We start from the raw sequence: 23372 nt of genomic DNA on the forward strand, positions 1-23372 counted from the left end.
GGGCTGCGGGTTCAAGAGCTCAGCCCCTCCCACGGCGACGATGCCTGAGCGTACCGGCGCTTGGGGATCCGGCCGGCGAGGCGGGCCAGCCGGCCGGCCTCCACCGCGTGCCGCATCGCCGCGGCCATCAGTGCAGGCGACTGGGCCCGGGTGACGGCGGTGGCGAGCAGGACCGCGTCGCAGCCGAGCTCCATGGCGAGGGCGGCGTCGCTGGCCGTCCCCAGGCCCGCGTCCAGGACCACGGGCACCCCGGCCTGCTCGACGATCAGCTCGATGTTGTGCGGGTTGCGGATGCCCAGCCCCGAGCCGATGGGGGAGCCGAGCGGCATCACCGCGGCGCAGCCGGCCTGCTCGAGGCGCCGGGCCAGCACCGGATCGTCGTTGGTGTACGGCAGCACGACGAACCCGTCGTCGACGAGCCGCTCCGCGGCGTCGAGCAGCTCGATCGGGTCGGGCAGCAGGGTCCGCTCGTCGGCGATCACCTCGAGCTTGACCCAGTCGGTGCCCAGGGCCTCACGGGAGAGCTTGGCGGTCAGGACGGCCTCGCCCGCCGTGAAGCATCCGGCGGTGTTCGGCAGGATCCGGATGCCGCATCGTCGGAGCACGTCGAGGACGGAGCCGGGGGCGTCCGCGCCGACGCGGCGCATCGCGACGGTGGTCAGCTCGGTGCCGGAGGAGGTCAGCGCCTCCTCCAGGACCCGCATGCTCGGCGCGCCTCCCGTCCCCATGATCAGACGTGACTCGAAGCTCTCGCCCGCGATGACGAGGGGCTCCGCCGCGGGGGCGTCTTCGGCGTTGCGCTGCATGGTCAACCTCCCTGAACGGCGGTCAGCACCTCGATGCGGTCCGCCTCGCGCAGAATCGTGGTGGTCCAGTCGGCGCGCGGCACGACCTCGTCGTTCAGCGCGACGGCGACACCGGCGGGACGCTCGGTCAGCGACGCGACCACGCCCGCGACCGACGACCCCTCCGGGGTGTCCCGTTCGGCGCCGTTGACGGTGATCTTCAATGTCGGAACCTTCCGGGTGTGAACGGCCGGATGACCTCGGGCGGCTCGGCGGTCGCGAGGGTCTCCGCCATGGCGTCGGCGGTCACCGGGGTGAGGAGCACGCCGTTGCGGAAGTGACCAGTGGCGAGCAGCAGACCGGGCAGCGCCGACGGCCCGAGGATGGGGGCGTTGTCCGGGGAGCCGGGCCGCAGGCCCGCGGTCACCTCCTCGAACGCCAGCTCGGTGACGCCGGGGACCAGCTCGCGGGCGTCCCGCAGCAGCTCCCAGACGCCGCCCGCGGTGACCGTCGTGTCGTAGCCCATCTCCTCCTGGGTCGCGCCAATGACGAGCCCGCCGTCGGCGCGGGGCACGAGGTAGACCGAGGAGCCGCGCACGAGGCCGCGGACGGTGTGGCCGAGCAGGGGGACCGTGCCGCGCAGGCGTACGACCTGGCCCTTCACCGGGCGGACCGGGGGAACGGTGTCCGGCGGCAGCCCCTTGAGCTCGTGGCTCCACGGGCCGGCGGCCAGGACGACCTGATCCGCGTGGAGCGCGTCGCCGCCGGCGAGCCGCACGCCGGTGGCCCGGTCGCGGTCGACCAGGACCTCGGCCGCGCGGTCGCGGATCAGGGTGCCGCCGAGCCGGTCGACGGCGGCCAGCAGGGCCGCCGACAGGCGGCGGGGGTCGATCGAACCGTCGTCGGGCGCGAACAGCCCGCCGCGCGCCGACGGCGCCAGCATGGGCTCCCGGCGGCGGCACTCCCGGCCGGTGAGCGCCTCGGCGGCGATGCCGAGCGACTCCTGGAACCTCCGCAGCTCCTCCAGGACGGCCAGGTCGTCGGAGTCGAGAGCGACCTGCAGCACCCCGTCACGCCGGTACGCGGTGTCGAGGCCGGAGGCGTCCTCCAGCTCGGCGACGAACGAGGGGTACCGGTCACGGGAGGCGATACCGAGCCGCAGCAGGGCGTTCTCGCCGTACCCGAGCTCGGTGACGGGGGTCAGCATGCCGGCGGCGACGCGCGACGCCTTGCTCGCCGGCTCGGGATCGACGACCGTGACGCGGACGCCACGGACCAGGGACCGCCACGCGATCCCGAGGCCGATCACTCCGCCGCCCACGATGACCACGTGCACGCGTGCGCTCCCTTCGCCGGCATGATCCGGATCAGGTCCAGAGCCCCCGCCGGCGAAAGGCCGCCGTCGGCTGGGCTCATGCGGTCGGCGGCCGCTGTGCCGCCCTCTCAGCCCGGTACGCCGGACTCCCGCGCTTACGCCATCAGACTATAAGGTCACGGACATGGAGCGGGTGATCGTCGCAGGTGGTGGACTGGCGGGCGTCCGGACCGTCGAGGCACTGCGGGCGCAGGGGTACACCGGCCGGTTGACGCTGGTCGGGGCCGAGCCACACCGCCCGTACGACCGGCCACCGCTGTCCAAGGCAGTCCTGCGCGGTGAGACCGACGACACGACCGTCGACGCCGACTGGACGGCGCTCGACTGCGAACTGCTCCTCGGGCACCGTGTGACCGGTCTCACCGACGCCCTGGAGACGACGGCGGGCCCCCTCGGCTTCGACGGCCTGGTGATCGCGACGGGGGCGTCGCCGATCCGGCTGCCCGGCGAGGGCCCGCAGCACGTGCTGCGCACCATCGACGACGCCCGCGCGCTCCGCGCCGAGCTGCGCCCCGGAGCCCGGGTGGCCATCGTGGGCGCCGGCTGGATCGGCGCGGAGGTGGCGACGGCGGCGGCCGCGGCCGGCTGCCGGGTCACCGTCGTGGAGGCCGCCGACGCGCCGCTCGCCGGCGCCATCGGCGCCGAGGTCGGCTCGAAGACGGCGGCCTGGTACTCCGAAGCGGGCGTCGAGCTCCGCCCCGGCGTCAAGGTCGCCTCCGTGGGGCGGGGCGGCCTCGACCTGGCGGGTGGCGGCTCGATCGAGGCGGACGCGGTCGTGACGGGCGTCGGAGTCCGTCCCGAGACGGCCTGGCTCGAGGGCGCGGGCCTGGCGCTCGACGACGGGATCGCCGTCGACGAGCGGCTGCGCACCGGCCGACCAGGGGTGTTCGCGGTCGGCGACTGCGCCGCGTGGTGGTCGCCGACGTTCCGGCGCCGCCTGCGCGTCGAGCACTGGGACACCGCGCTGAACGCCCCGGAGGTCGCGGCCGCGGGTCTCCTGGGCGGAGACCGCGTCTATGATCCGGTGCCGTACTTCTGGTCGGAGCAGTTCGGGCACATGGTGCAGTACGCCGGACATCATCCGGTCGCCGACGCCATGATCTGGCGCGGGGAGCCGGGAGCCGGAGGGTGGGCGGCCTGCTGGCTCGCCGGCGATCGGCTCGTCGCGATCCTCACCGTCGACCGGCCGCGCGACCTGCTGCAGGCTCGGCGTATCATCGCAGGCCGGAAACGCATCGACCGGTCAGCGTTGGCGGATCCCGCCGTTCCGGTCAGGGACACCGTCCGTGAGTGAGGTTTCAGAAGATGCCGAAGGTGGTAGGCAGGATTCCGTGACGCACACCGTTGCCGAAATCGAGATCGACCGACAGACCGACGCACTGGTGGGCGAATGGCTCACCCTCCGTGAGGTGGGCGACAGCCTCGGCCTCGATCTCAAGCGAGTGAAGCAGCTCCTCCGTGACCACAAGCTCCTGGGAGTGCAGCGTGCCGCAGGGCTCTGCGTCCCGGCGGCGTTCATCTCCGACGGCCAGCCGCTCAAGGGACTGAACAGCACCCTGACGGTGCTCGCCGACTCTGGCCTCGACAACGTCGAGGCGCTGCGCTGGCTGTTCACCGAGGACGAGTCCCTCCCGGGAACACCCGTCCAGGCGCTCACCCAGCACCGCCTCAAGGAGATCAATCGGCGCGCCCAGGCGCTGGCCCTTTGAGCCGCGGAGGGCGGGCGACGGGTCGTTCCACCGGCGAAAGGTCTGGGAGTGGCGAGGCACCTGCCCTCTGAACGCGCCGTGACCCTGCGGGCCCGGCTCGACCGGGCCCGCCTCTACCTCTGCACGGACGCACGGGAGGCCCAGGGCGACCTGGAGGACTTCCTGGACGCGGTCCTCGGCGGCGGCGTCGACATCGTGCAGCTCCGGCAGAAGGGCCTGGAGGCGCGGCAGGAGATCGAGTACCTCTCGGCCTTCCGCGCCGCCTGCGACAAGCACGGCGCGCTGCTCGCGGTCAACGACCGGGCCGACATCGCCCACGCCGTACGCGCGGACGTCCTCCATCTGGGACAGGACGACCTTCCGGTCCCGTACGCGCGCGCCGTCGTCGGCCAGAACATGCTCATCGGCCGGTCGACGCACTCGGAGGCACAGGCCGCGGCCGCCGCCGCCGAGCCCGGCGTCGACTACTTCTGCGCCGGTCCGACGTGGCCGACGCCGACGAAGCCCGGCCGTCCGGCGGCCGGGATCGGTCTGCTGGAGTACATCTCCCGGCGCGGCTTCGGCAGGCCCTGGTTCGCGATCGGCGGCATCGACGCCGGCAACCTCGACCAGGTGCTCGCGGCGGGGGCCCACCGCGTCGTCGTGGTCCGCGCGATCACCGATGCGGACGATCCGCGAGGCGCCGCGGCCGGGTTCGCCCGACGCCTTCGCGACGCCGACCACGCGTTCTGATCACCCCCGGACGAGACGACCGGTCCGATGCGCGACAATGGGACGCGTGATCGGCAACCCTGACGACGAGCGCCTCGTTGAGCTGGCCGACGACGACGATCTGGCGGTGCTGCCCGACCAGACGCGCGACGAGTCCGAGCTCGGCTGGGGCGGTTACCCCCGCGACGATGACGACGACGCCCGTCTGCTGGAGGACCGTCCGCCGCACTGGTAACAGACCCGGCCCGGCCGCGCCAGAGTCCGCGTGACCAATTTCCCCGGGCGGACCGGGGGATCGGTGGTCCACCCTCTCTTCCAGGAGCTTTGAGCTCAGAAGTCCGGCGTTCTCCACTATCTTGGTCGATTTTGTAGGGGACTTGCGGCTCAACTTGGTCCTGGGACCTTCCAGCAAGATCAAAGGGCTTGGTAGCTTCGCGTCCGGTCGCGGGGCGGAGGTTCGCCTGTGACGCGGCCGGATCCCCCTTCACGCGAGGAGAAGCACATGTCGCTCGTCCACAAGACGATCGCCGCCACGATCGTGTCGGGCGTCGCCCTCATGGGCGCCGCCGGCACCGCCCACGCCACCGTGGCGAAGCCCACGCCGGTGGCGGTCAAGAAGCTTCACGTCTACAGCCCCACCACGAAGCACTGGACGTCGAGGGCGCTCGGAAAGGTCGTCTTCCGCGGCAAGCTGACGACCCTGACCGGCCTTGCCGAGAACAAGACCAAGAAGAAGGTCTACGTCAAGATCACGATCGTCAGGGGCAAGATCTCCACGCCGTTGAAGCCGATCGCCGTCCCGGCCGCCGGCAAGCTCGGCAAGCCCGGCTATGTCCTCCTGGGTGGCAAGAAGGGCCTCCACTGGACCGGCGTGACCAGCCTGAGGGTGTCGATCGGTACGGGCGCGGCGCAGACGATCAAGGCGACGCGCTGAGGCGTCAGCTGACGAAAAGGAGCCCCCGGCCCGCTCTCTCGGGCCGGGGGCTCTTCGTTGTGTCGGGATGACGGCCGGGCTCGCCGGCGTCTGCTCGGAGGACGCGCCGTCGCGTCAGCCGGCGCTAGGGATGGGCCGGCAGGCCCAGGCCCAGCAGGAACCCGGCGACGGCCACCAAGGTCAGCGCGAGAATCAGTCTCCGGCTGCGGGGGCTGTGTCGCGGCCCGGGCGCGGAGGCGCGCACGTGGGCCACGGGTTCGACGATACGCGGCGGGTACGGCGTGTCGAGCTTCATGCGGGCATTCGAGGGATCATGCCCTCATTCTTATCCACCCAAACCCCGCTTGTCCGGCGAATCACTATCCCGGCCGGAGGCCCAGGTCAGAAGGGTCAGACCCGGCGGGCGGTGGCGGCGATCGTCAGCTCCGACAGTGCCGTGCGGGCCTCCGTCGTGAGCGGCGCGCTCGCCAGCGCACCGGACGCCTCGTCGGCGTACCGGTCGATCATCCGCTCGCAGGCGTCCAGCGCGCCCGTCTCCACGATGATCGCCCGGAGCCGCTCGACCCCCTCGGCGTCGAGCCCGGGGTCGCCGAGCAGCCGCTCCACGGTCTCCGCCTGGACCGGAGCCGACCGCTCGAGGGTCAGCGCGATCAGGACGGTGCGCTTGCCCTCGCGGAGGTCGTCGCCCGCGGGCTTGCCGGTCTCCGCCGGGTCCCCGAAGACGCCGAGGACGTCGTCGCGCAGCTGGAACGCGATCCCCAGCGGCATGCCGTACGCCGACAGGGCCGCCATCGCCCCGGACCCGGCCAGCGCCGCGCCGAGCTGCAGCGGCCGCTCGATGGTGTACTTGGCGGACTTGAACCGGACGACCCGCAGGGCCGCCTCCACCATGGCCCGCCCGTCCACGCCCGATCCTCGCGCCTGCCCGACGAGGTCGAGGTACTGCCCGCACATCACCTCGGTGCGCATGAGGTCGAACACGGGCCGCCCACGCCGCAGGGCGTCCTGCGGAAGACCGCTGCCCTGGAACATCTCGTCGCTCCAGGACAGGCACACGTCGCCGAGAAGGATGGCCGCGCCCGCGCCGAACGCCTCGGCCGAACCGCGCCAGCCCGACCCGGCGTGCAGCGCCTCGAACCGGCGGTGCGCGGCGGGCTGACCGCGTCGTGTGTCGCTGCCGTCCATCACGTCGTCGTGGATCAGCGCGCTCGCCTGCAGGAGCTCCAGGGACGCCGCCGCCGCGTAGATCTCGGGCCGCTGCTCGCCGCCCGATCCGCGCCAGCCCCAGTAGCAGAACGCCGGGCGCAGTCGCTTGCCCCCGGCCAGCAGCGCATCGAGCGCCGTCAGCATCGGTGCCAGGTCGTCGCCGACCGCCCGCAGCACCGGGCGCTGCCGGTCGACGAAGGCGTACAGCGCCTCGTCGATCTCCTTACGTACACGACTGGAGGCCATGTGTCGAGACTAGTGGCCTTCGAGGCCTGCCCCGTTACCCTGGTCTGCATGACCTCCGCTCGCCCCACGATCCGGGAAGTGCTCGCCGCGGGCGAGCCGACGTTCTCCTTCGAATTCTTTCCCCCCAAGACGGAGCAGGGCGCCCGCAACCTGTGGCAGGCGATCCGCCGGCTCGAGGTGCTGCGCCCGACCTTCGTCTCGGTGACGTACGGTGCCGGCGGCGGCACCCGGGACCGAACGGTCGAGATCGTCGAGCGCATCGCGATGGACACGACGCTCACGCCGGTCGCGCACTTCACCGCCGTCGACCACTCGATCCGCGAGTTGCGGCAGCTGATCGGCAGGTTCGCCGCCGTCGGCGTGCGCGACCTGCTGGCGCTGCGGGGCGACCCGCCCGGCGACCCGATGGGGGAGTGGATCAAGCATCCCGACGGCGTCGAGTACGCCGAGGAGGTCGTGCGGCTCATCAAGTCCTCGGGCGACTTCAGTGTCGGTGTCGCGGCGTTCCCGTACAAGCACCCGCGGTCGGCCGATGTCGAGAGCGACACCCGGCACTTCGTGCGCAAGTGCCAGGCCGGCGCCGACTACGCGATCACACAGATGTTCTTCCAGGCCGAGGACTACCTGCGGCTGCGCGACCGCGTCGCCGCGCAGGGCTGTGACGTGCCGATCATCCCGGGCATCATGCCGGTCACCAAGCTGAGCACGATCGAGCGGTCCGAACAGCTGTCGGGCGCGCCGTTCCCGGCGGAGCTGGCGGAGCGGTTCGAGGCCGTCGGGGACGACCCGGAGGCGGTGCGGCGGCTCGGCATCGAGCAGGCCGCGGGGCTGTGCCGCACGCTGCTGGATGAGGGCGTGCCCGGCATTCACTTCATCACGTTCAACAGTTCGACCGCGACGCGCGAGGTCTACGACCGCCTGGAGGTCAGCGGGAGGCGCGCGCCCATCACCGCGTAGAGCGGCCCACCGCCGGGAAACCGGAAGCCGCTCAGCAGGTCCGTCATCCCGAGCGAGCGGTAGAGGTTCCGGGCGGGCGTCTGGGCGTCGAGCGTGGACAGCACGACAGTGCCCTCCGTGCGTCCGGCGCACAGTGTGGTGATCAGCCTCCGGCCGAGCCCCTGGCCCTGACTGTCGGGGTGCACGTGCAACTCGGCGACCTCGAAGGCGTCGTCCATCCAGGTGCGCGCGTGCTCCGCGCCGCCGGTCTCGGCCAGCGCGGCGTGTACGACGTCATGCCACCACTGCCCGGGCTCGCCGTGGAAGCCGTACGCGAAGCCGGCCACGTTGCGCCGGCGGCCGGCGACGAACGCGCGGAACCCGGGGTACGCGGTATGGCGTTCCATGATGGTCCGCCGGCCCGGCATCTGGTCGGTCGGCGGCTCCATCGCCGCGGCGTACGTCTCCAGCATCGCGTCGAGCCGCCGGAAGAACGCCCGCTTGTCGATCTCCCGTATCTGCGGCGCGGTCTCCCGCCGGGCTCCAAAAGCTGGTCTCACGTGGCTCACTTAGGTAGATAAGGCGGGACCTTCGACAGCGCGTCGTAAATGTCCCACAGAATCTGGGCCGCCGCCTTCTTCAGCTGCCCGCGCTCGGTCTCCAGTTGCCGTTCCCAGGTCCGCGCGGCCGGCCCGACCCAGGCGTCGCCGGCCGTGCGGACCGGTGGATCGAGCGCCGCCTCCAGCGTAGGGGCACTCGCGTAGGCGCGCTCGTAGGCGGCGTACAACTCGGCGTACGCCGGGTTGGGCCGCTGCGCCGGGCCACCCGGCGGGCCGGGCGGGTCCGTCGGCGGACGGAGGGTGGCCGGCGACGGCGGATAGGCGCTCATGAGTCCCTCCCGGCGTCGCGGGCGGCCGTGGGCGGAGCGGCCGCGCCGCGGCCGTCGGCAGCCGCGTGGTGGGTGGTGGCCTGGTCGGATGGGGGGACGGCTGCGGCGGCGTGGGCGCCGGCCGCGTGGCGGGTCGTGGCCTGGTCGGATGCGTGGGCGGCGGCTGCGTGAGCGGCGGTGGCGGCGTGGGCCGCAGCCGTGGCATGGGCGTCGGCGGCGTGGGCGGCCGTGCCGTGCGCGACCAGCCGTTCCAGCGTCGTGGAGTGCGGGTAGCCCGCGAGCGCCCGGTGCACGGCCTCGGAGTGACGTGCGTAGAGTTCGGCCGCCGCCTCGGGGTCCGTCGCGGCCGGGCGGACCATCGCCTCATGTGGCGGGTGGGGAGTGGGGAACCGGTGCTCGGGTGGGGCCGCTGCGAGGTGGGTCAGCCCGATGTGCGCGAGGGCGACCTTCGCCCGCCGGTCGAGCCCGGCGTGTTCGAGCACGTGGACGACGTCGTCGTGCACGCCCTTCCGTGAGGCCTCGTCGAGGAGCTCCCGGAACCACTTCTCCGTCATCGGCAGATGATGGCCGGCCAGGCCCAGCGACTCCCGGACCGCCGCCAGGCGCGCCTCGTGCCCGAGGGCGGCGGCGATCAGGTCGGCGGTTCCGGCGGGGCCGAGGCGCGCGTACAGACCCTTGACGTAGTCGGGGTCCCCGGCATCGGCCGACAGCCGTCTCCAGACGTCGGCCGGGACCAGGCGGTGCGCCTGGAGCGCCGCGTGGATCGTGGCGGCGTCGGCGGAACCCGCCCTGGTCGCGGCGTGCGCGTCGGGGAAGTGGCCGACCGCGTGCCCCGCCCCGGCCGCGGTCGTACGGCTCGGGCGATCGCCGAGGCGGCCCGTGCCGACCCGCGGCATGTCGGCGGCGCCCTTGCTCAGGTGCGCGATGGCGTAGTCGCGCCGCCTGGCGAGCATCCCCTGCTGGGCGCGGGTCCAGCTCTCCACGGCCGCAGCCTGGCGCAGGCCGGTGTGCGGGACGCTCGGGGGCAGCGCGGCGTTCGTGCGCAGCCAGGCGGTGATGGCGTTCGACGCGCTCGTCATCTGCTGGATGAGCCGAGCCATCGCGGCGGTGTCGATGCCGACGAAATCCTTGTCGCGCGCCGCACTGGCACGCAGACCGTCCTGTCCAGCCATAGGGCACACGCTCCGGGGAGTGCGCTCACGCCTCTGGTGACCGTTGTATCACCGCCTGTCGGCCCTTGTCTCCGCTGACGCGTGCCCGATGCCGTGACGGACCGTCCGGTGTCGGTCACACCGCAGGTCTACCCGACGTCGGCCGGCGCGCCGCCCGTGAGACGGAGCAGTTCGTCGTACGAGGTGGGGAAGACGGTGTGCGGATGCCCGGCGGCGGCCCAGACGACGTCGTACTTGGCCAGCCACTCGTCGACGAGCGTGCGCACCGGCCGCGGGTGCCCGAGCGGTGCGACGCCTCCGATGGGCTGCCCGGTCACCGACCGGACGAACTCGGGGTCCGCCCGCTTGATCCCGGCGACGCCGATCCGCTCGGCCAGCCCGGAGGTGTCGACCCGGTGCGCTCCGCTGGTCAGGACGAGCAGCGGCTCCCCGTCGGCGACGAAGATCAGGCTGTTCGCGATGGCGCCGACGTCACAGCCGAGCTGGGCCGCCGCCGCGGCCGCCGTCGGCGCGGCCTCCGGCAGCTCGCGGACCTGTCCGCCGGCGCCCAGCTCGCGGAGGCGGGCGGCGACGTGTTCGGCGTTGGGATGCATGCCAGCACCTTATGGCCCGGAGCGAGGTAAGGGGTTCCGAACTGCGAGGACACATCTATTCGAACACGTTGACGAATGGAGTGGTGGCCGCTTTACTGAGGTACATGCTCGAACTTGTGTTCGAGTACGGCGCGGGACTCGCGGCCCGCGCCGAGGGGATCGTCTCTCGCGGGCAGCGCATGCCGGGCGGGATGCGACGGCCGGGCGGGGCGAGGGGAAGCGCTTCGCCCGGCCCCCCTGGGCCCTTGGGCCCGCCGAGCGGAAGGAGGCATGTCATGTCCGCAAGGTCGTCCACTGCCGCCCCTCTTCGTCCTGCGCCACGGCACCGGCCCGCCGCATCGGCGATGTCCCTCCTTCAGACGGCCCGGCGCGGGCTCATCGAGGCCGCCGAGTCGGCCGCTCCGGCGCAGCGCTACGTCGCGGCGCATCTGGCGGCGTTGCGCGCCGCCGCCGCCGTGCTCGCCGAGCGCGCCGACCCCGGATCCCGCACCCGCGGCAGACCGCGCAGCGTCTGGGTGCTGCTGCCCGAGGTCGAGCCGGCGCTGCGCGAGTGGGCGGCGTTCTTCGCCGCGGGCGCCGACAAGCGCGCCGCCGCGGAGGCCGGCCTGCCGCGCGCCGTCACCGCGGACGAGGCCGACGAGCTCCTGCGCGACGCGGAGATCTTCGTCTCGCTCGTCGAGACCACCCTTGGCGTCCCGGGCCAGCCCATGCTGCCCGCCGTCGGCTGAGCCCCCTCCGAAGGCCGGCTCTTCACCGGAGCCGGGTGCGCCCGCGGGTCCCGTCGTGGACCTCCCCCCGAAGCGACGGGACCCGCGCGGCCGCTCACCATGCCCACGTTCGCCCGGTCGGCCTCTCGGCCCGCCGGACGCGCCGAATGCTCGGTGACCGCGAGCACAAATCCGGCTGAAAGCCGTGAATCGCGCGCTGTAGTCGGTCTTTGCGCCGAGTAGTCCGTCCGCTGGGCGGGCCCTTGGCGGCCACGACGCACGTGCGGGCATGAAGAAACCCGTCCGGTCATACCGGACGGGTTTCCTCACGACGCATCGATCATGCGGCGACCCGTGGGGGCCGCATGATCACTGGTTATGGCTCAGAACGCCTCGACCGCGCGGCGTGCCTCAGGGTCGAGGACGCCCCAGCCGATGAGCTCTTCGGTGAGCTCCGTCGGTGACTTGTCGTAGATCACCGCCAGCGAACGCAGATCCTCCTGCCGGATGGACAGGACCTTTCCGTTGTAGTCGCCCCGCTGGCTCTGGATCGTCGCGGCGTAACGGGCGAGGGGACCGGCCTTGTCCTTCGGAAGCTGTTGGAGTCGCTCGAGATCGATCACGAGCTTCGGCGTCGGGCCGAGCGGACTCGGCGCGGCTCCGCCGGGGAGCAACTCGGACACCGGCACGCCGTAGAACTCGGCGAGCTCGGCCAGCTTCTGAACGGTGACGGCGCGGTCGCCCCGCTCGTACGAACCTACGACGACGGCCTTCCAGCGGCCACGTGATTTCTCCTCCACGCCATGCAGGGACAGACCCTGCTGGGTGCGGATGGCGCGAAGCCTCGCGCCGAGAGCCTTAGCGTATTCAGACGGCATCGTGCGGCCCCCAGGCTCACTTTCTCGTCGTCGATATGGCCCCGGGAGGAGGACCCCGGACGGGTGGTTCCCGCCACCCCGAGACGGGTGCGCCGTGAGGCGCACTCTCAGTCGGCCGGGGGGCCGACTGCCCGAGGGGTCCATCCCAGGGATGGTTACGGACAGTGACGGTAAAACGGGGAGAGCCCCAGGTCAAGCTGATTGGAAAAAAGCGGCGAATCAGTCGGCGTCCGCGGGGCCTCCGAAGAGGGGCTCGGAGCGCTCGGAATCCCTTGTGTGCCGGGGCTTCCGGGACCCGGTGGCCCCGCGTCGAGTGGACCGCCGACCGTCGGGTAAAAGCTTGCCATATCCGGGGCCCGGCGTCCGGCGGCTCGCTTGCGCAGTGTCGTCACCAGCGGAAACGTGCCGGTGCCGGTGCGGGGCGCCGGTGGCCGTCCTGCTAACGTGAGAGCGCCCGACGTCCTTTAAGGCCCGTCCAGTGAGGCGGGAAAGGAGGTTATCGCGGTGAGTGCTGCCTCCGTGCCTGCGCACGGATCGTCACCCGATAGTGATGTGAGTCACAAGACCGTTCTGGAGGCCCCCGACATCCGGCGGGCGCTCACCAGGATCGCCCACGAGATCCTCGAACGTACCAAGGGCGGCCGCGACATCGTCCTCCTCGGCATCCCGACACGCGGGGTCACGCTCGCCGCCCGCCTGGCCGCGCGGATCGCCGAGGTCGAGGGCGAGCCGATTCCGCAGGGCTCCCTCGACGTGACGATGTACCGCGACGATCTGCGCCTGCGCCCGGCCCGTGCGCTCGGCCGCACCGAGCTGCCCCCCGAGGGGGTCGACGACCGCGTCGTCGTCCTGGTCGACGACGTCCTCTACTCCGGCCGCACCGTCCGGGCGGCCCTCGACGCGCTGAACGACCTCGGCCGCCCGCGCGCCGTGCAGCTCGCCACACTGGTCGACCGCGGCCACCGCGAGCTGCCCATCCGCGCCGACTACGTCGGCAAGAACCTTCCGACCAGCGCCCGCGAGAAGGTCAAGGTGCTGCTCGCCGAGATCGACGGCCGGGACGCCGTCGTGCTGGAGGTCCCCAAGTGAAGCGCCACCTGATCTCGGCGGCCGATCTCACCCGGGACGACGCGCTGCTCATCCTCGACACGGCCGAAGAGCTGTCCCGGATCGCCGACCGTCCGATCAAGAAGCTGCCCACGCTGCGCGGGCGCACCGTCGTCAACCTCTTCTTCGAGGACTCCACGCGCACCCGCATCTCCTTCGAGGCGGCCGCCAAGCGGCTGTCGGCGGACGTCATCAACTTCTCCGCCAAGGGCTCCAGCGTCTCCAAGGGGGAGAGCCTCAAGGACACCGCGCTCACCCTCGAGGCGATGGGCGCGGACGGCGTCGTCATCCGCCACAACGCCTCCGGCGCTCCGCATCGGCTCGCCGGCTGGGTGCGCGGCAGCGTCGTCAACGCCGGCGACGGCACGCATGAGCATCCGACGCAGGCGCTGCTCGACGCCTACACCATGCGGCGGCGGCTCGGTGACCTCGACGGGCGCCGCGTCACCATCGTGGGCGACATCCTGCACAGCCGGGTCGCCCGCTCGAACGTGCTCCTGCTGAACACGCTCGGCGCGGACGTCACGCTGGTCGCGCCGCCCACGCTGTTCCCCGTCGCGGTCGACACCTGGCCGTGCGAGGTCGCCTACGACTTCGACGCCGTCCTGCCCAAGAGCGACGTCGTGATGATGCTGCGGGTGCAGCAGGAGAGGATGTCCGACGCCTTCTTCCCGACCGTCCGCGAGTACAGCCGGCGCTACGGCCTGGACGCCCGCCGCCTGTCCGCGCTCCCGGAGCATGCGATCGTCATGCACCCCGGCCCGATGAACCGCGGCGTCGAGATCGCCGCGGAGGTGGCCGACTCGCCGCGCTCGACCATCGTCGAGCAGGTGGCCAACGGCGTGACTGTCCGCATGGCCGTGCTCTACCTCCTGCTGGGCGGCTCCGAGCCGGCGATCGGCGGCGCGGCCCGCGACGGCGGCGACGCCGCCCGTGACGGCGGGGACGTGTCGCGTGGCGGAGCGATCCGTGACCGCGGGGACGTGTCGCGTGGCGGCGATGCGATACGGAACGGCGGCGACGCATCGAGAAGGGAAGACGCGTGATGTTCCTCATCAAGGGCGCGCGGATCCTCGGCGGGGCACCCGCCGACATCCTGCTGCGCGACGGCGTCGTCGCCGAGGTCGGCGCGGGTCTCACCGCGCCGGAGGCGACCGTCGTCGAGGCCGACGGGCTGATCGCGCTGCCCGGCCTGGTCGACCTGCACACCCACCTGCGCGAGCCCGGCCGGGAGGACGCCGAGACGGTCGAGAGCGGCACCCGCGCCGCGGCGGCCGGCGGCTACACCGCCGTGCACGCCATGGCCAACACCGAGCCGGTGGCCGACACGGCCGGCGTCGTCGAGCAGGTCTGGCGGCTCGGCAGGGAGGCCGGTCACTGCGACGTCCACCCGGTCGGCGCGGTCACCCGCGGGCTGGAGGGCGAGCGCCTCGCCGAGCTCGGCGCGATGGCCGACTCCGCGGCGCGGGTCCGGGTGTTCTCCGACGACGGCCACTGCGTGTCCGACGCGGTGCTGATGCGCCGTGCGCTGGAGTACGTCAAGGCGTTCGACGGCGTGGTCGCCCAGCACGCGCAGGAGCCCCGGCTCACCGAGCACGCGCAGATGAACGAGGGCGAGGTCTCCGGGCGGCTCGGCCTGGCCGGCTGGCCGGCCGTGGCCGAAGAGGCGATCATCGCCCGCGACTGCCTGCTCGCCGCGCACGTCGGCTCCCGGCTGCACGTCTGCCACGTCTCCACCGCCGGTTCGGTGGAGATCCTCCGGTGGGCGAAGAGCAAGGGCTGGCAGGTCACCGCCGAGGTCACCCCGCACCACCTGCTGCTGACCGACGAGCTCGCCGAGACCTACGACCCGGTCTACAAGGTGAATCCGCCGCTGCGCACCAAGGCCGACGTCGAGGCGCTGCGTGAGGCCCTCGCCGACGGCACGATCGACTGCGTCGCCACCGACCACGCCCCGCACCCGGCCGAGGCGAAGGAGACCGAGTGGGCGCCGGCCGCGATGGGCATGATCGGCCTGGAGACGGCCCTGTCCGTCGTCCATGAGGCCATGGTGGAGACCGGGCTGCTCGACTGGGCCGGCGTCGCGGACCGCATGTCGGCCCGTCCGGCGCGCATCGGCCGCCTCACCGGCCAGGGCCGCCCGATCGAGGTCGGCGCCCCGGCCAATCTGACGCTGTACGACCCGGCCGCGCGCACGGCCGTCGACCCGGCGGCCTTCGTCTCGAAGAGCCGCAACACGCCGTTCGCCGGGCTCGAGCTGCCGGGCCGGGTGCACGCGACGTTCCTGCGCGGCCGTCCCACCGTCCTGGAAGGAAAGGTCATTTGAGTTCCGCGACCAAGCCCGCGCTGCTCGTCCTGGAGGACGGCCGGACGTTCCACGGGGCCGCGTACGGCGCCGAGGGAGAGGCGTTCGGGGAGATCGTCTTCAACACCGGCATGACGGGCTACCAGGAGACGCTGACCGACCCGTCGTACCACCGGCAGATCGTCACGATGACCGCGCCGCACATCGGCAACACCGGCGTCAACGACGAGGACCCCGAGTCCGGCCGCGTCCAGGTCGCCGGGTACGTCGTCCGCGAGCCCTCCCGGATCGTCTCGAACTGGCGGGCGCGCCGCTCGCTCGACGACGAGCTGCGCGCGTACGGCGTCGTCGGCATCGCGATCAACGGCACCCGTGCGCTCACCCGGCACCTGCGGGATCGCGGAGCCATGCGGGCGGGCGTCAGCACGGCCGAGACCGACCCCGAGGCGCTCCTGGAGCGCGTGCTGGACAGCCCGGACATGATCGGCGCCGACCTGGCCCGCGTCGTCTCCACCTCCGAGCCGTACGTCGTGCGCCCCGAGGGGGACGTGCGCCACCGGGTGGCGGCGATCGACCTGGGCGTCAAGGCGATGACGCCGCGGCGCATGGCCGAGCGCGGCTGTGAGGTGCACGTGCTGCCGGCGACCGCGACCGCCGAGGACATCCTCGCGCTCGAGCCGGACGGCGTGTTCTACAGCAACGGGCCGGGCGACCCGGCCGCCTGCGGCTACGCGGTCGACTCCCTGCGCGGCGTGCTGGACTCCGGCACCCCGGTGTTCGGCATCTGCCTCGGCAACCAGATGCTCGGCCGCGCGCTCGGCCTCGGCACGTACAAGCTGCGGTTCGGCCACCGCGGCGTGAACCAGCCGGTGCAGGACCGCGCCGACGGGCGGGTGCACATCACCAGCCACAACCACGGGTTCGCGGTCGAGGCGCCCCTGGACGGGCCGTTCGACACGCCGTACGGCCGCGCCGAGGTCAGCCACGTCGACCTGAACGACGGCGTCGTCGAGGGGCTGCGGCTGCTCGACCGGCCCGCGTTCAGCGTCCAGTACCACCCTGAGGCGGCGCCGGGCCCGCACGACGCCACCGGACTGTTCGACCGGTTCTGCGAATTGATGGACTCAAAATGAGTGACGTTCACGGGCACACAGACGACCACGCTTCGGACACCGCCTCCCACGGTCACGTGCCCGTCGACCCGAACGACGCCGTCGTACGGGCCCGTCCGCCGACACCGATCGCCCTCATCCTCACCGCCGTCGCCGCCGTCTTGACCGTGGTGGCCCTCGTGGCCGTCGCGGTCGCGTCCGGACAGGGAACCTGATGCCGCGCCGTACCGACCTGAAATCCGTCCTCGTCATCGGCTCGGGCCCGATCGTCATCGGCCAGGCCGCCGAGTTCGACTACTCCGGCACCCAGGCGTGCCGGATCCTCAAGGCCGAGGGCCTGCGCGTGGCCCTCGTCAACAGCAACCCAGCGACGATCATGACCGACCCGGAGATCGCCGACGCGACGTACGTCGAGCCGATCACCCCGGACACCGTCGAGAAGGTCATCGCCAAGGAACGCCCCGACGCGCTGCTGCCCACGCTGGGCGGCCAGACCGCGCTCAACACCGCCGTGGCGCTGCACGAGTCCGGCGTCCTGGAGCGGTACGGCGTCGAGCTGATCGGCGCCAACATCGACGCCATCCAGGCGGGGGAGAACCGCGAGCGGTTCAAGAAGATCGTGGCCGACATCGGCGCCGAGTCCGCGCACAGCGTGATCTGCCACACGATGGACGACTGCCTCGCCGCCGCGACGACCCTCGGATACCCGATGGTCGTCCGGCCGTCGTTCACGATGGGCGGCGCCGGGTCCGGCATGGCCTACGACGAGAACGACCTGCGCCGCATCGCCGGCGCCGGCCTGGCGGCCAGCCCGACCAGCGAGGTGCTCCTGGAGGAGTCGATCCTCGGCTGGAAGGAGTACGAGCTGGAGCTGATGCGCGACCGGCACGACAACGTCGTGGTCGTCTGCTCCATCGAGAACGTCGACCCGATGGGCGTGCACACCGGCGACTCGATCACCGTCGCGCCGGCCATGACGCTCACCGACCGGGAGTACCAGCGGATGCGGGACGTCGCGATCGACGTCATCCGCGCCGTCGGCGTCGACACCGGCGGGTGCAACATCCAGTTCGCGATCGACCCGCACGACGGCCGCATGATCGTCATCGAGATGAACCCGCGCGTGTCGCGCTCCAGCGCGCTGGCTTCCAAGGCGACCGGCTTCCCGATCGCCAAGATCGCAGCGAGGCTCGCCGTCGGCTACACCCTCGACGAGATCCGCAACGACATCACCCGCGAGACGCCCGCCAGCTTCGAGCCGAGCCTCGACTACGTCGTGGTGAAGGCGCCGCGGTTCGCGTTCGAGAAGTTCCCCGCGGCCGACAAGACGCTCACGACCCACATGAAGTCGGTCGGCGAGGCCATGGCGATCGGCCGGTCCTTCCCCGAAGCGCTGCAGAAGGCCCTCAGGTCGCTGGAGAAGGCCGGAAGCTCCTTCTCCTGGGGTCCGGGCCCGGAGGGCCTCACAGGCGACGAGCGGGCCGCGCTGAAGGCCGAGCTGGTCGAGCGCGCCCGCAGGCCGCACGACGGCCGGCTGCGCGACGTGCAGCAGGCGCTGCGGGCGGGCGCGACGGTCCAGGAGCTGTACGAGGCGACGTCGATCGACCCGTGGTTCCTCGACCAGATCGCGGCCCTCGACGAGGTCGCCGCCGACCTGTCAGGCGACCACCTCGACCCGGACGCGCTCCGCGAGGCGAAGCGGCACGGCTTCTCCGACGAGCAGATCGCCGAGATCCGCGGCACCTCCGCCGAGGTCGTCCGCGAGCTGCGGCACGCCCTCGGCATCCGCCCCGTCTACCTGACCGTCGACACCTGCGCCGCCGAGTTCGAGGCCCGCACGCCGTACCTGTACTCGACCTACGACGAGGAGACCGAGGTCCCAGCGGGCGACAAACCCAAGGTGATCATCCTCGGGAGCGGCCCGAACCGCATCGGGCAGGGCGTCGAGTTCGACTACAGCTGCGTGCACGCCTCGTTCACGCTGGCCGACGCCGGCTACGAGACGGTGATGGTCAACTGCAACCCCGAGACCGTCTCGACCGACTACGACACCTCCGGCCGGCTGTACTTCGAGCCGCTCACCCTGGAGGACGTCCTGGAGGTCGTGCACGCCGAGCAGGAGACCGGCGAGGTCGCCGGGGTGATCGTCCAGCTCGGCGGGCAGACGCCGCTGGGTCTGGCGCAGAAGCTCAAGGACGCGGGCGTGCCCGTGGTCGGCACCTCACCGGAGAGCATCCATCTCGCCGAGGAACGGGGGGCGTTCGGCCAGGTCCTGGCCCGCGCCGGGCTGCCCGCGCCCAAGCACGGCACCGCCACGTCCTACGAGGAGGCGGCGGCGATCGCGGCCGAGATCGGCTACCCGGTGCTCGTCCGGCCCTCGTACGTCCTCGGCGGGCGCGGCATGGAGATCGTCTACGACGACGCCACGCTGAAGTCCTACGTCGAGCGCGCCGGCGGCGGGCGGTGGAACCCCGAGCACCCGGTGCTCGTCGACCGGTTCCTCGACGACGCGATCGAGATCGACGTCGACGCGCTGTACGACGGCGAGGAGCTGTACCTCGGCGGCGTCATGGAGCACATCGAGGAGGCCGGCATCCACTCCGGCGACTCGGCGTGCGCCCTGCCCCCGATCACCCTCGGGCAGGAGGACATCGCCCGCATCCGCACCTCCACAGAGGCCCTCGCGCGCGAGATCGGCGTGCGCGGCCTCATGAACGTCCAGTACGCCCTCGCGGCGGGCGTCCTGTACGTCCTGGAGGCCAACCCGCGCGCGTCCCGTACGGTGCCGTTCGTGTCCAAGGCCACGGCCGTGCCGCTGGCCAAGGCCGCGGCGCGGGTCATGATGGGCGAGACCGTCGCCCGGCTCCGCGCCGAGCGCCTGCTGCCCGCCACCGGCGACGGCGGCGACCTCCCGCTCGACGCGCCGATCTCGGTCAAGGAGGCGGTGCTGCCGTTCGACCGGTTCCGCACGCCCGAGGGGATCGGCGTCGACACCATCCTCGGCCCGGAGATGCGCTCCACCGGCGAGGTCATGGGCATCGACGCGGTCTTCGGCACGGCGTACGCCAAGTCGCAGATCGCGGTCTACGCCTCGCTGCCCACGAAGGGCCGCGCGTTCGTCTCCGTGGCGAACCGCGACAAACGAGCCATGATCTTCCCGGTGAAGCGGCTCGCGGACCTGGGGTTCGAGATCCTGGCCACCGAGGGGACGGCGGAAGTCCTGCGCCGCAACGGGGTGCATGCCAAGATCGTGCGTAAGCACAGCGCCGGCCCCGGGTCGGACGGCGAGCCGACGATCGTGCGGCGCATCCTCGACGGCGAGGTCGACCTCATCGTGAACACCCCGTTCGGCAGCCCGGGGCAGTCCGGGCCGCGGCTCGACGGATACGAGATCCGCACCGCCGCCGTGCTCCGCGGTGTGCCCTGCCTCACCACGGTGCAGGCGCTCGGTGCGGCCGTCCAGGGCATCGAGGCGATCGCTGCGGGCGTTGTCGGAGTCCGGTCGCTGCAGGAGCACGCCCAGCACCTCTGGGGTGGCGAGGAGGACATTTGACCGACTCACCGGTCGCACCGGTGCAGGTGCCCGGAACGGTCCTGACGATCCGGCGGACCGGGGCCTACCACACGATCACCCTCATGGCCCCGGGCATCGCCGAACGCTTCCGGCCGGGCCAGTTCGCCGCCCTCGCCGTGGGCGGGGAACAGTCGAGCATGCTGACGCGGCGGTGCTTCTTCGTCCGCGAGGTCAAGCCCGACTACGGCGGCACCGTCGAGATCGTCTTCGCGGTGCGCGGCGCCGGCACCCGGTGGCTGGCGGCGCTGCGGCCGCGCGACATCCTCGACGTCGCCGGCCCGCTCGGCCGCCCGTTCCCGCTGCCGCGTCACCCCGTGCGCTGCGTCCTCGTCGGCGAGGGGTACTCCGCGGCGGCGCTGTTCCCGCTCGCCGCCGTGCTCCGCCAGCGCGAGTGCCCGTTGCACTTCGTCCTGGGCGGAGCCGACTCCGACCACGTCTACGGCACGCGCGCGGCGCGCCGAGACGGCGACTCCACGTCCGTGGTCACCGAGGACGGCTCGCTCGGCCACCGGGGCCGTCCCGAGGACCTCGTGGCCGCCGTCATCGAGGAGGTCGGCGCCGACGTGGTCTACGCCTGCGGGCCCACGGAGACGCTGCGGGCCGTGAGCCGGATCGCCGCCGGCAACGACCTGCCGGTGCAGGTGGCGGTGGAGGAGCCGATGTCGTGCGGCACGGGCGTGTGCCTGGCCTGCGTGCTCCCGGTGATCGATGACGAGGGCGTCACCCACATGGCGCGCTCGTGCGTCGAGGGCCCGGTGTTCCGCGGCGAGCGCGTGCGCTGGGACGACCTCGGCACGATCCCGTTCGACGCCTACGGCGCCCCCCGCTCCCTACTGCCCGGAAACTTCTCATGACGGACCTGGAGGCGCGGATCGGCGGCCTCACGCTGCCGAATCCGGTCATGACGGCGGCGGGCTGCGGCGGGACGGGTCGCGAACTGGGCCGCTTCTTCGACGTCGCCCGGCTCGGCGCGCTGGTGACGCCGTCCATCACGCCGCAGCCGCGCGCCGGGCGCCCGGCGCCCCGGCTCACCGAGACGCCGTCCGGCGTGCTGAACGCCGCGGGCCTCCAGGGCCCGGGGATCGAGGCGTTCCTGAGCCGCGACCTGCCCTGGCTCGCCGAGCGTGAGGCCCGCGTGATCGTGTCGATCGCCGGCGGCAGCGTCGGCGAGTACGCCGAGGTCGCCCGTCTTCTCGGCGACGCGCCCGGCGTCGCGGCCGTGGAGGTCAACACCTCCTGCCCCAACGCCGAGGACCGCGGGTCGATGTTCGCCGCCCACCCGTCGGCCGCCGCCGGCCTGGTGCGCGCGGTGCGGGCGAGTACGCCGCGCCGCCTCCCGGTGCTGGCCAAGCTGTCCGCGGACGTCACCGACATCGTCGGGGTCGCCATGGCGTGCGCCGACGCCGGCGCGGACGGCCTGTCGATGATCAACACGCTACACGGCATGGCGATCGACACGACCACGCTGCGCCCGAGGCTCGCCGGCGTCACCGGCGAACTGTCCGGACCGGCGATCCGCCCCGTGGCGGTCCGCTGCGTCTACCAGGTGCACGCCGCGCTGCCGGAGGTGCCCATCGTCGGGACCGGCGGGATCCGGACCGGCCTGGACGCCCTGGAGTTCGTCCTGGCCGGGGCCTCGGCCGTCGCCGTGGGCACGGTGCTCCTGCACGACCCGTCCGCGTGCGCACGCATCCTGCGCGAGCTCGAAGGGGCGTTGAAGGAGCGCGGCATCGACCGGCTCGCCGACGTCGTGGGGCTCGCCCACAAGCCGGCGGGGACCCACTTCCGCCGCATCGACCCCAACGTCGGCCTGGCGGTCGCCGGAGACACCGTCGGCGCGGGCGGGGCCGAGCCGATCGAACAGGAGACCACCCAGTGAACACCGCTCCCATCGCCGTCGCGCTCGACGCGGCGGACCTCGAGACCGCCGCGCGCTGGGCCGCGCTGGTCACCCCGCACGTCAGCACGGTCAAGGTCGGCCTTGAACTGTACCTGAGGTACGGCCCCGACGTCGTCGCGAGCGTCCGCGGGGCGAGCGGCGTCCAGGTCTTCCTCGACCTGAAGCTCCACGACATCCCGGCGACCGTCGCGGGCGCCGCGCACGCGGTGGCCCGCCTGAAGCCCGCGTACCTCACCGTGCACGCCGGCGGCGGCGCCGCCATGATCCGCGCGGCCGTCGAGGCGGCACCGCACACCAAGATCGCGGCCGTCACGGTCCTCACGTCGCTCTCGGAGGCCGATCTGGCCGGGGTTGGACTCGGAGGCCCGGCGGCCGACGTCGTGCGCCGTATGGCCGCCCTGGCCGTCGGCGCGGGGGCCCAGGCGCTGGTGTGCTCGCCCCGCGAGGTGGCGGACGTCCGGGCGGAGGTCGGTCCCGGCATCACCCTCATCACTCCGGGCGTCCGGCCGGCCGGCGCCGCGACACAGGACCAGGCGCGCGTGGCGACCCCCGAGGAGGCCCTCGCCGCCGGAGCCGACCTTCTCGTGATCGGCCGGCCCATCACGGGCGCCCCGGATCCGGGGGCGGCGGCGGCCGGCATCGCGGCGGCGCTGCGCCGTACCGGAACAGCTTGACTGACCGGTTTTCCCCTCGCAAGAAACGCCAGGCCGTCGTACGGTTCGGGGTGTAAGAACCGCCTACTTTCAATACAGTGAGTGATCGTGACGGCGCATAGAGTGACATCTGTAACTAAATGCCGGGCTGTACGGGCTTTCACGTTGCTTTATGGGCCCTGAACTCGCTAGGTTCCCGAGCCGTCCGACTCAATCGAGTGGAAACACGAGGTGACCCGGCGTGGCGCTTCCGCCCCTAACCCCTGAACAGCGCGCCGCAGCCCTGGAAAAGGCTGCAAAGGCTCGCAAAGAGCGTGCCGAGGTCAAAGACCGGCTCAAGCACGGGGGTACCTCCCTCGCTGAGGTTCTGAAGGATGGGCAGGCCGACGACGTCATCGGCAAGATGAAGGTGTCGGCTCTGCTGGAATCCCTGCCTGGCGTCGGGAAGGTCCGTGCCAAGCAGATCATGGAGCGGCTTGGTATCGCCGAGTCCCGCCGCGTGCGGGGTCTCGGTAACAACCAGCGGGCCGCTCTCGAGCGTGAGTTCGGCGGCGGTGGAAATCGCTGATCGGCTCGCCTC

General features: G+C 72.4%; 26 protein-coding genes and 1 pseudogene. 17 read left to right on the forward strand and 10 right to left on the reverse strand.

The annotated features are described in order from the left end of the window. Positions 1-11 precede the first annotated feature (11 nt). From NE236_RS12080 to thiO, 3 genes are read right to left on the reverse strand one after another with little or no spacing between them, the layout of a single operon-like run. The gene (locus NE236_RS12080) at positions 12-806 is read right to left on the reverse strand and encodes a thiazole synthase (RefSeq protein ID WP_252842002.1); all 795 of its coding nucleotides are present in this window, start codon (positions 804-806) and stop codon (positions 12-14) included. A gap of 2 nt (positions 807-808) precedes the next feature. After that, a complete protein-coding gene (gene thiS, locus NE236_RS12085) occupies positions 809-1009 on the reverse strand; it encodes a sulfur carrier protein ThiS (RefSeq protein ID WP_252842003.1) in 201 nt (66 codons plus the stop codon). Then, positions 1006-2121, reverse strand: a complete 1116-nt coding sequence (thiO, locus tag NE236_RS12090; protein WP_252842004.1) for a glycine oxidase ThiO — start codon at positions 2119-2121, stop codon at positions 1006-1008. Before thiO ends, thiS begins: the two co-directional genes overlap by 4 nt. A gap of 163 nt (positions 2122-2284) precedes the next feature. Here thiO and NE236_RS12095 point away from each other — a divergent pair, with 163 nt between their 5' ends. From NE236_RS12095 to NE236_RS12115, 5 genes are all read left to right on the forward strand, one after another. Further along, positions 2285-3454: an NAD(P)/FAD-dependent oxidoreductase gene (locus tag NE236_RS12095; protein ID WP_252842005.1), complete on the forward strand. Its 1170-nt coding sequence runs from the start codon at positions 2285-2287 to the stop codon at positions 3452-3454. Positions 3455-3491: 37 nt separating this feature from the next. Continuing rightward, the gene (locus tag NE236_RS12100) at positions 3492-3869 is read left to right on the forward strand and encodes an Rv2175c family DNA-binding protein (protein ID WP_252842006.1); all 378 of its coding nucleotides are present in this window, start codon (positions 3492-3494) and stop codon (positions 3867-3869) included. Positions 3870-3917: 48 nt separating this feature from the next. Further along, on the forward strand, positions 3918-4601 hold the full coding sequence (gene thiE / locus NE236_RS12105; protein WP_252842007.1) for a thiamine phosphate synthase: 684 nt from the start codon (positions 3918-3920) through the stop codon (positions 4599-4601). A 46-nt stretch (positions 4602-4647) separates the two neighbouring features. Then, positions 4648-4815, forward strand: a complete 168-nt coding sequence (locus NE236_RS12110) for a hypothetical protein (RefSeq protein ID WP_252842207.1) — start codon at positions 4648-4650, stop codon at positions 4813-4815. Between the two features lie 267 nt (positions 4816-5082). Continuing rightward, positions 5083-5514, forward strand: a complete 432-nt coding sequence (locus tag NE236_RS12115) for a hypothetical protein (protein WP_252842008.1) — start codon at positions 5083-5085, stop codon at positions 5512-5514. A gap of 124 nt (positions 5515-5638) precedes the next feature. Here the strand turns inward: NE236_RS12115 and NE236_RS12120 are convergent, their stop codons facing one another. After that, positions 5639-5809, reverse strand: coding sequence for a hypothetical protein (locus NE236_RS12120; RefSeq protein WP_252842009.1), 171 nt, complete (start codon positions 5807-5809; stop codon positions 5639-5641). A gap of 95 nt (positions 5810-5904) precedes the next feature. Continuing rightward, positions 5905-6966 (reverse strand): polyprenyl synthetase family protein, encoded by a 1062-nt coding sequence (locus NE236_RS12125; RefSeq protein WP_252842010.1) that lies wholly within the window; start codon positions 6964-6966, stop codon positions 5905-5907. Positions 6967-7014: 48 nt separating this feature from the next. On the opposite strand from NE236_RS12125, the gene metF reads away from it, so the two are divergent. Beyond that, entirely contained in the window at positions 7015-7923 is a 909-nt protein-coding gene (gene metF / locus NE236_RS12130; RefSeq protein ID WP_252842011.1) for a methylenetetrahydrofolate reductase [NAD(P)H], read from the forward strand. Here metF and NE236_RS12135 read toward each other — a convergent pair. The 4 genes from NE236_RS12135 to NE236_RS12150 all read right to left on the reverse strand — a co-directional run bounded on the left by NE236_RS12135 (position 7875) and on the right by NE236_RS12150 (position 10556). Beyond that, positions 7875-8462 (reverse strand): GNAT family N-acetyltransferase, encoded by a 588-nt coding sequence (locus NE236_RS12135; RefSeq protein ID WP_252842012.1) that lies wholly within the window; start codon positions 8460-8462, stop codon positions 7875-7877. The two genes, metF and NE236_RS12135, sit on opposite strands and share 49 nt — an antisense overlap. Before the next feature lie 5 nt (positions 8463-8467). Further along, entirely contained in the window at positions 8468-8791 is a 324-nt protein-coding gene (locus tag NE236_RS12140) for a hypothetical protein (protein WP_252842013.1), read from the reverse strand. Beyond that, entirely contained in the window at positions 8788-9963 is a 1176-nt protein-coding gene (locus tag NE236_RS12145) for a hypothetical protein (RefSeq protein ID WP_252842014.1), read from the reverse strand. Before NE236_RS12145 ends, NE236_RS12140 begins: the two co-directional genes overlap by 4 nt. 128 nt (positions 9964-10091) lie before the next feature. After that, positions 10092-10556, reverse strand: coding sequence for a YbaK/EbsC family protein (locus NE236_RS12150; protein ID WP_252842015.1), 465 nt, complete (start codon positions 10554-10556; stop codon positions 10092-10094). 275 nt (positions 10557-10831) lie between these two features. Here NE236_RS12150 and NE236_RS12155 point away from each other — a divergent pair, with 275 nt between their 5' ends. After that, complete coding sequence (locus NE236_RS12155) at positions 10832-11284, forward strand: SAV_6107 family HEPN domain-containing protein (RefSeq protein ID WP_252842016.1); 453 nt, start codon at positions 10832-10834, stop codon at positions 11282-11284. 362 nt (positions 11285-11646) lie between these two features. On the opposite strand, the gene bldD is transcribed toward NE236_RS12155, so the two are convergent. Continuing rightward, positions 11647-12141 carry a transcriptional regulator BldD gene (gene bldD, locus NE236_RS12160; RefSeq protein WP_252782932.1) on the reverse strand — a complete coding sequence of 165 codons (495 nt, stop codon included), beginning with the start codon at positions 12139-12141 and terminating at the stop codon, positions 11647-11649. Positions 12142-12693: 552 nt separating this feature from the next. Here bldD and pyrR point away from each other — a divergent pair. From pyrR to mihF, 10 genes and pseudogenes are all read left to right on the forward strand, one after another. Next, the gene (pyrR, locus tag NE236_RS12165; RefSeq protein WP_252842017.1) at positions 12694-13230 is read left to right on the forward strand and encodes a bifunctional pyr operon transcriptional regulator/uracil phosphoribosyltransferase PyrR; all 537 of its coding nucleotides are present in this window, start codon (positions 12694-12696) and stop codon (positions 13228-13230) included. Continuing rightward, positions 13227-14135, forward strand: a pseudogene (locus NE236_RS12170) (aspartate carbamoyltransferase catalytic subunit); the annotation flags it as partial. The gene pyrR and the pseudogene NE236_RS12170, both read left to right, overlap by 4 nt. Positions 14136-14293: 158 nt before the next feature. Next, positions 14294-15574, forward strand: coding sequence for a dihydroorotase (locus NE236_RS12175; RefSeq protein WP_252842195.1), 1281 nt, complete (start codon positions 14294-14296; stop codon positions 15572-15574). Continuing rightward, positions 15571-16686, forward strand: a complete 1116-nt coding sequence (carA, locus tag NE236_RS12180) for a glutamine-hydrolyzing carbamoyl-phosphate synthase small subunit (protein WP_252842018.1) — start codon at positions 15571-15573, stop codon at positions 16684-16686. The genes NE236_RS12175 and carA overlap by 4 nt, the downstream gene beginning before the upstream one ends. Beyond that, the gene (locus NE236_RS12185; protein WP_252842019.1) at positions 16683-16880 is read left to right on the forward strand and encodes a hypothetical protein; all 198 of its coding nucleotides are present in this window, start codon (positions 16683-16685) and stop codon (positions 16878-16880) included. Before carA ends, NE236_RS12185 begins: the two co-directional genes overlap by 4 nt. Next, positions 16880-20218, forward strand: coding sequence for a carbamoyl-phosphate synthase large subunit (carB, locus tag NE236_RS12190; RefSeq protein ID WP_252842020.1), 3339 nt, complete (start codon positions 16880-16882; stop codon positions 20216-20218). Before NE236_RS12185 ends, carB begins: the two co-directional genes overlap by 1 nt. Next, positions 20215-21093 (forward strand): dihydroorotate dehydrogenase electron transfer subunit, encoded by an 879-nt coding sequence (locus NE236_RS12195; RefSeq protein WP_252842021.1) that lies wholly within the window; start codon positions 20215-20217, stop codon positions 21091-21093. Before carB ends, NE236_RS12195 begins: the two co-directional genes overlap by 4 nt. After that, positions 21090-22118 (forward strand): dihydroorotate dehydrogenase, encoded by a 1029-nt coding sequence (locus tag NE236_RS12200; protein ID WP_252842022.1) that lies wholly within the window; start codon positions 21090-21092, stop codon positions 22116-22118. The genes NE236_RS12195 and NE236_RS12200 overlap by 4 nt, the downstream gene beginning before the upstream one ends. Beyond that, entirely contained in the window at positions 22115-22813 is a 699-nt protein-coding gene (gene pyrF / locus NE236_RS12205) for an orotidine-5'-phosphate decarboxylase (protein WP_252842023.1), read from the forward strand. Before NE236_RS12200 ends, pyrF begins: the two co-directional genes overlap by 4 nt. A 220-nt stretch (positions 22814-23033) precedes the next feature. Further along, on the forward strand, positions 23034-23360 hold the full coding sequence (gene mihF / locus NE236_RS12210) for an integration host factor, actinobacterial type (RefSeq protein ID WP_252842024.1): 327 nt from the start codon (positions 23034-23036) through the stop codon (positions 23358-23360). Positions 23361-23372 lie beyond the last annotated feature (12 nt).

The sequence above is a fragment of the Actinoallomurus purpureus genome (assembly GCF_024055795.1).
GTDB classification, from domain to species: Bacteria; Actinomycetota; Actinomycetes; order Streptosporangiales; family Streptosporangiaceae; genus Actinoallomurus; species Actinoallomurus purpureus.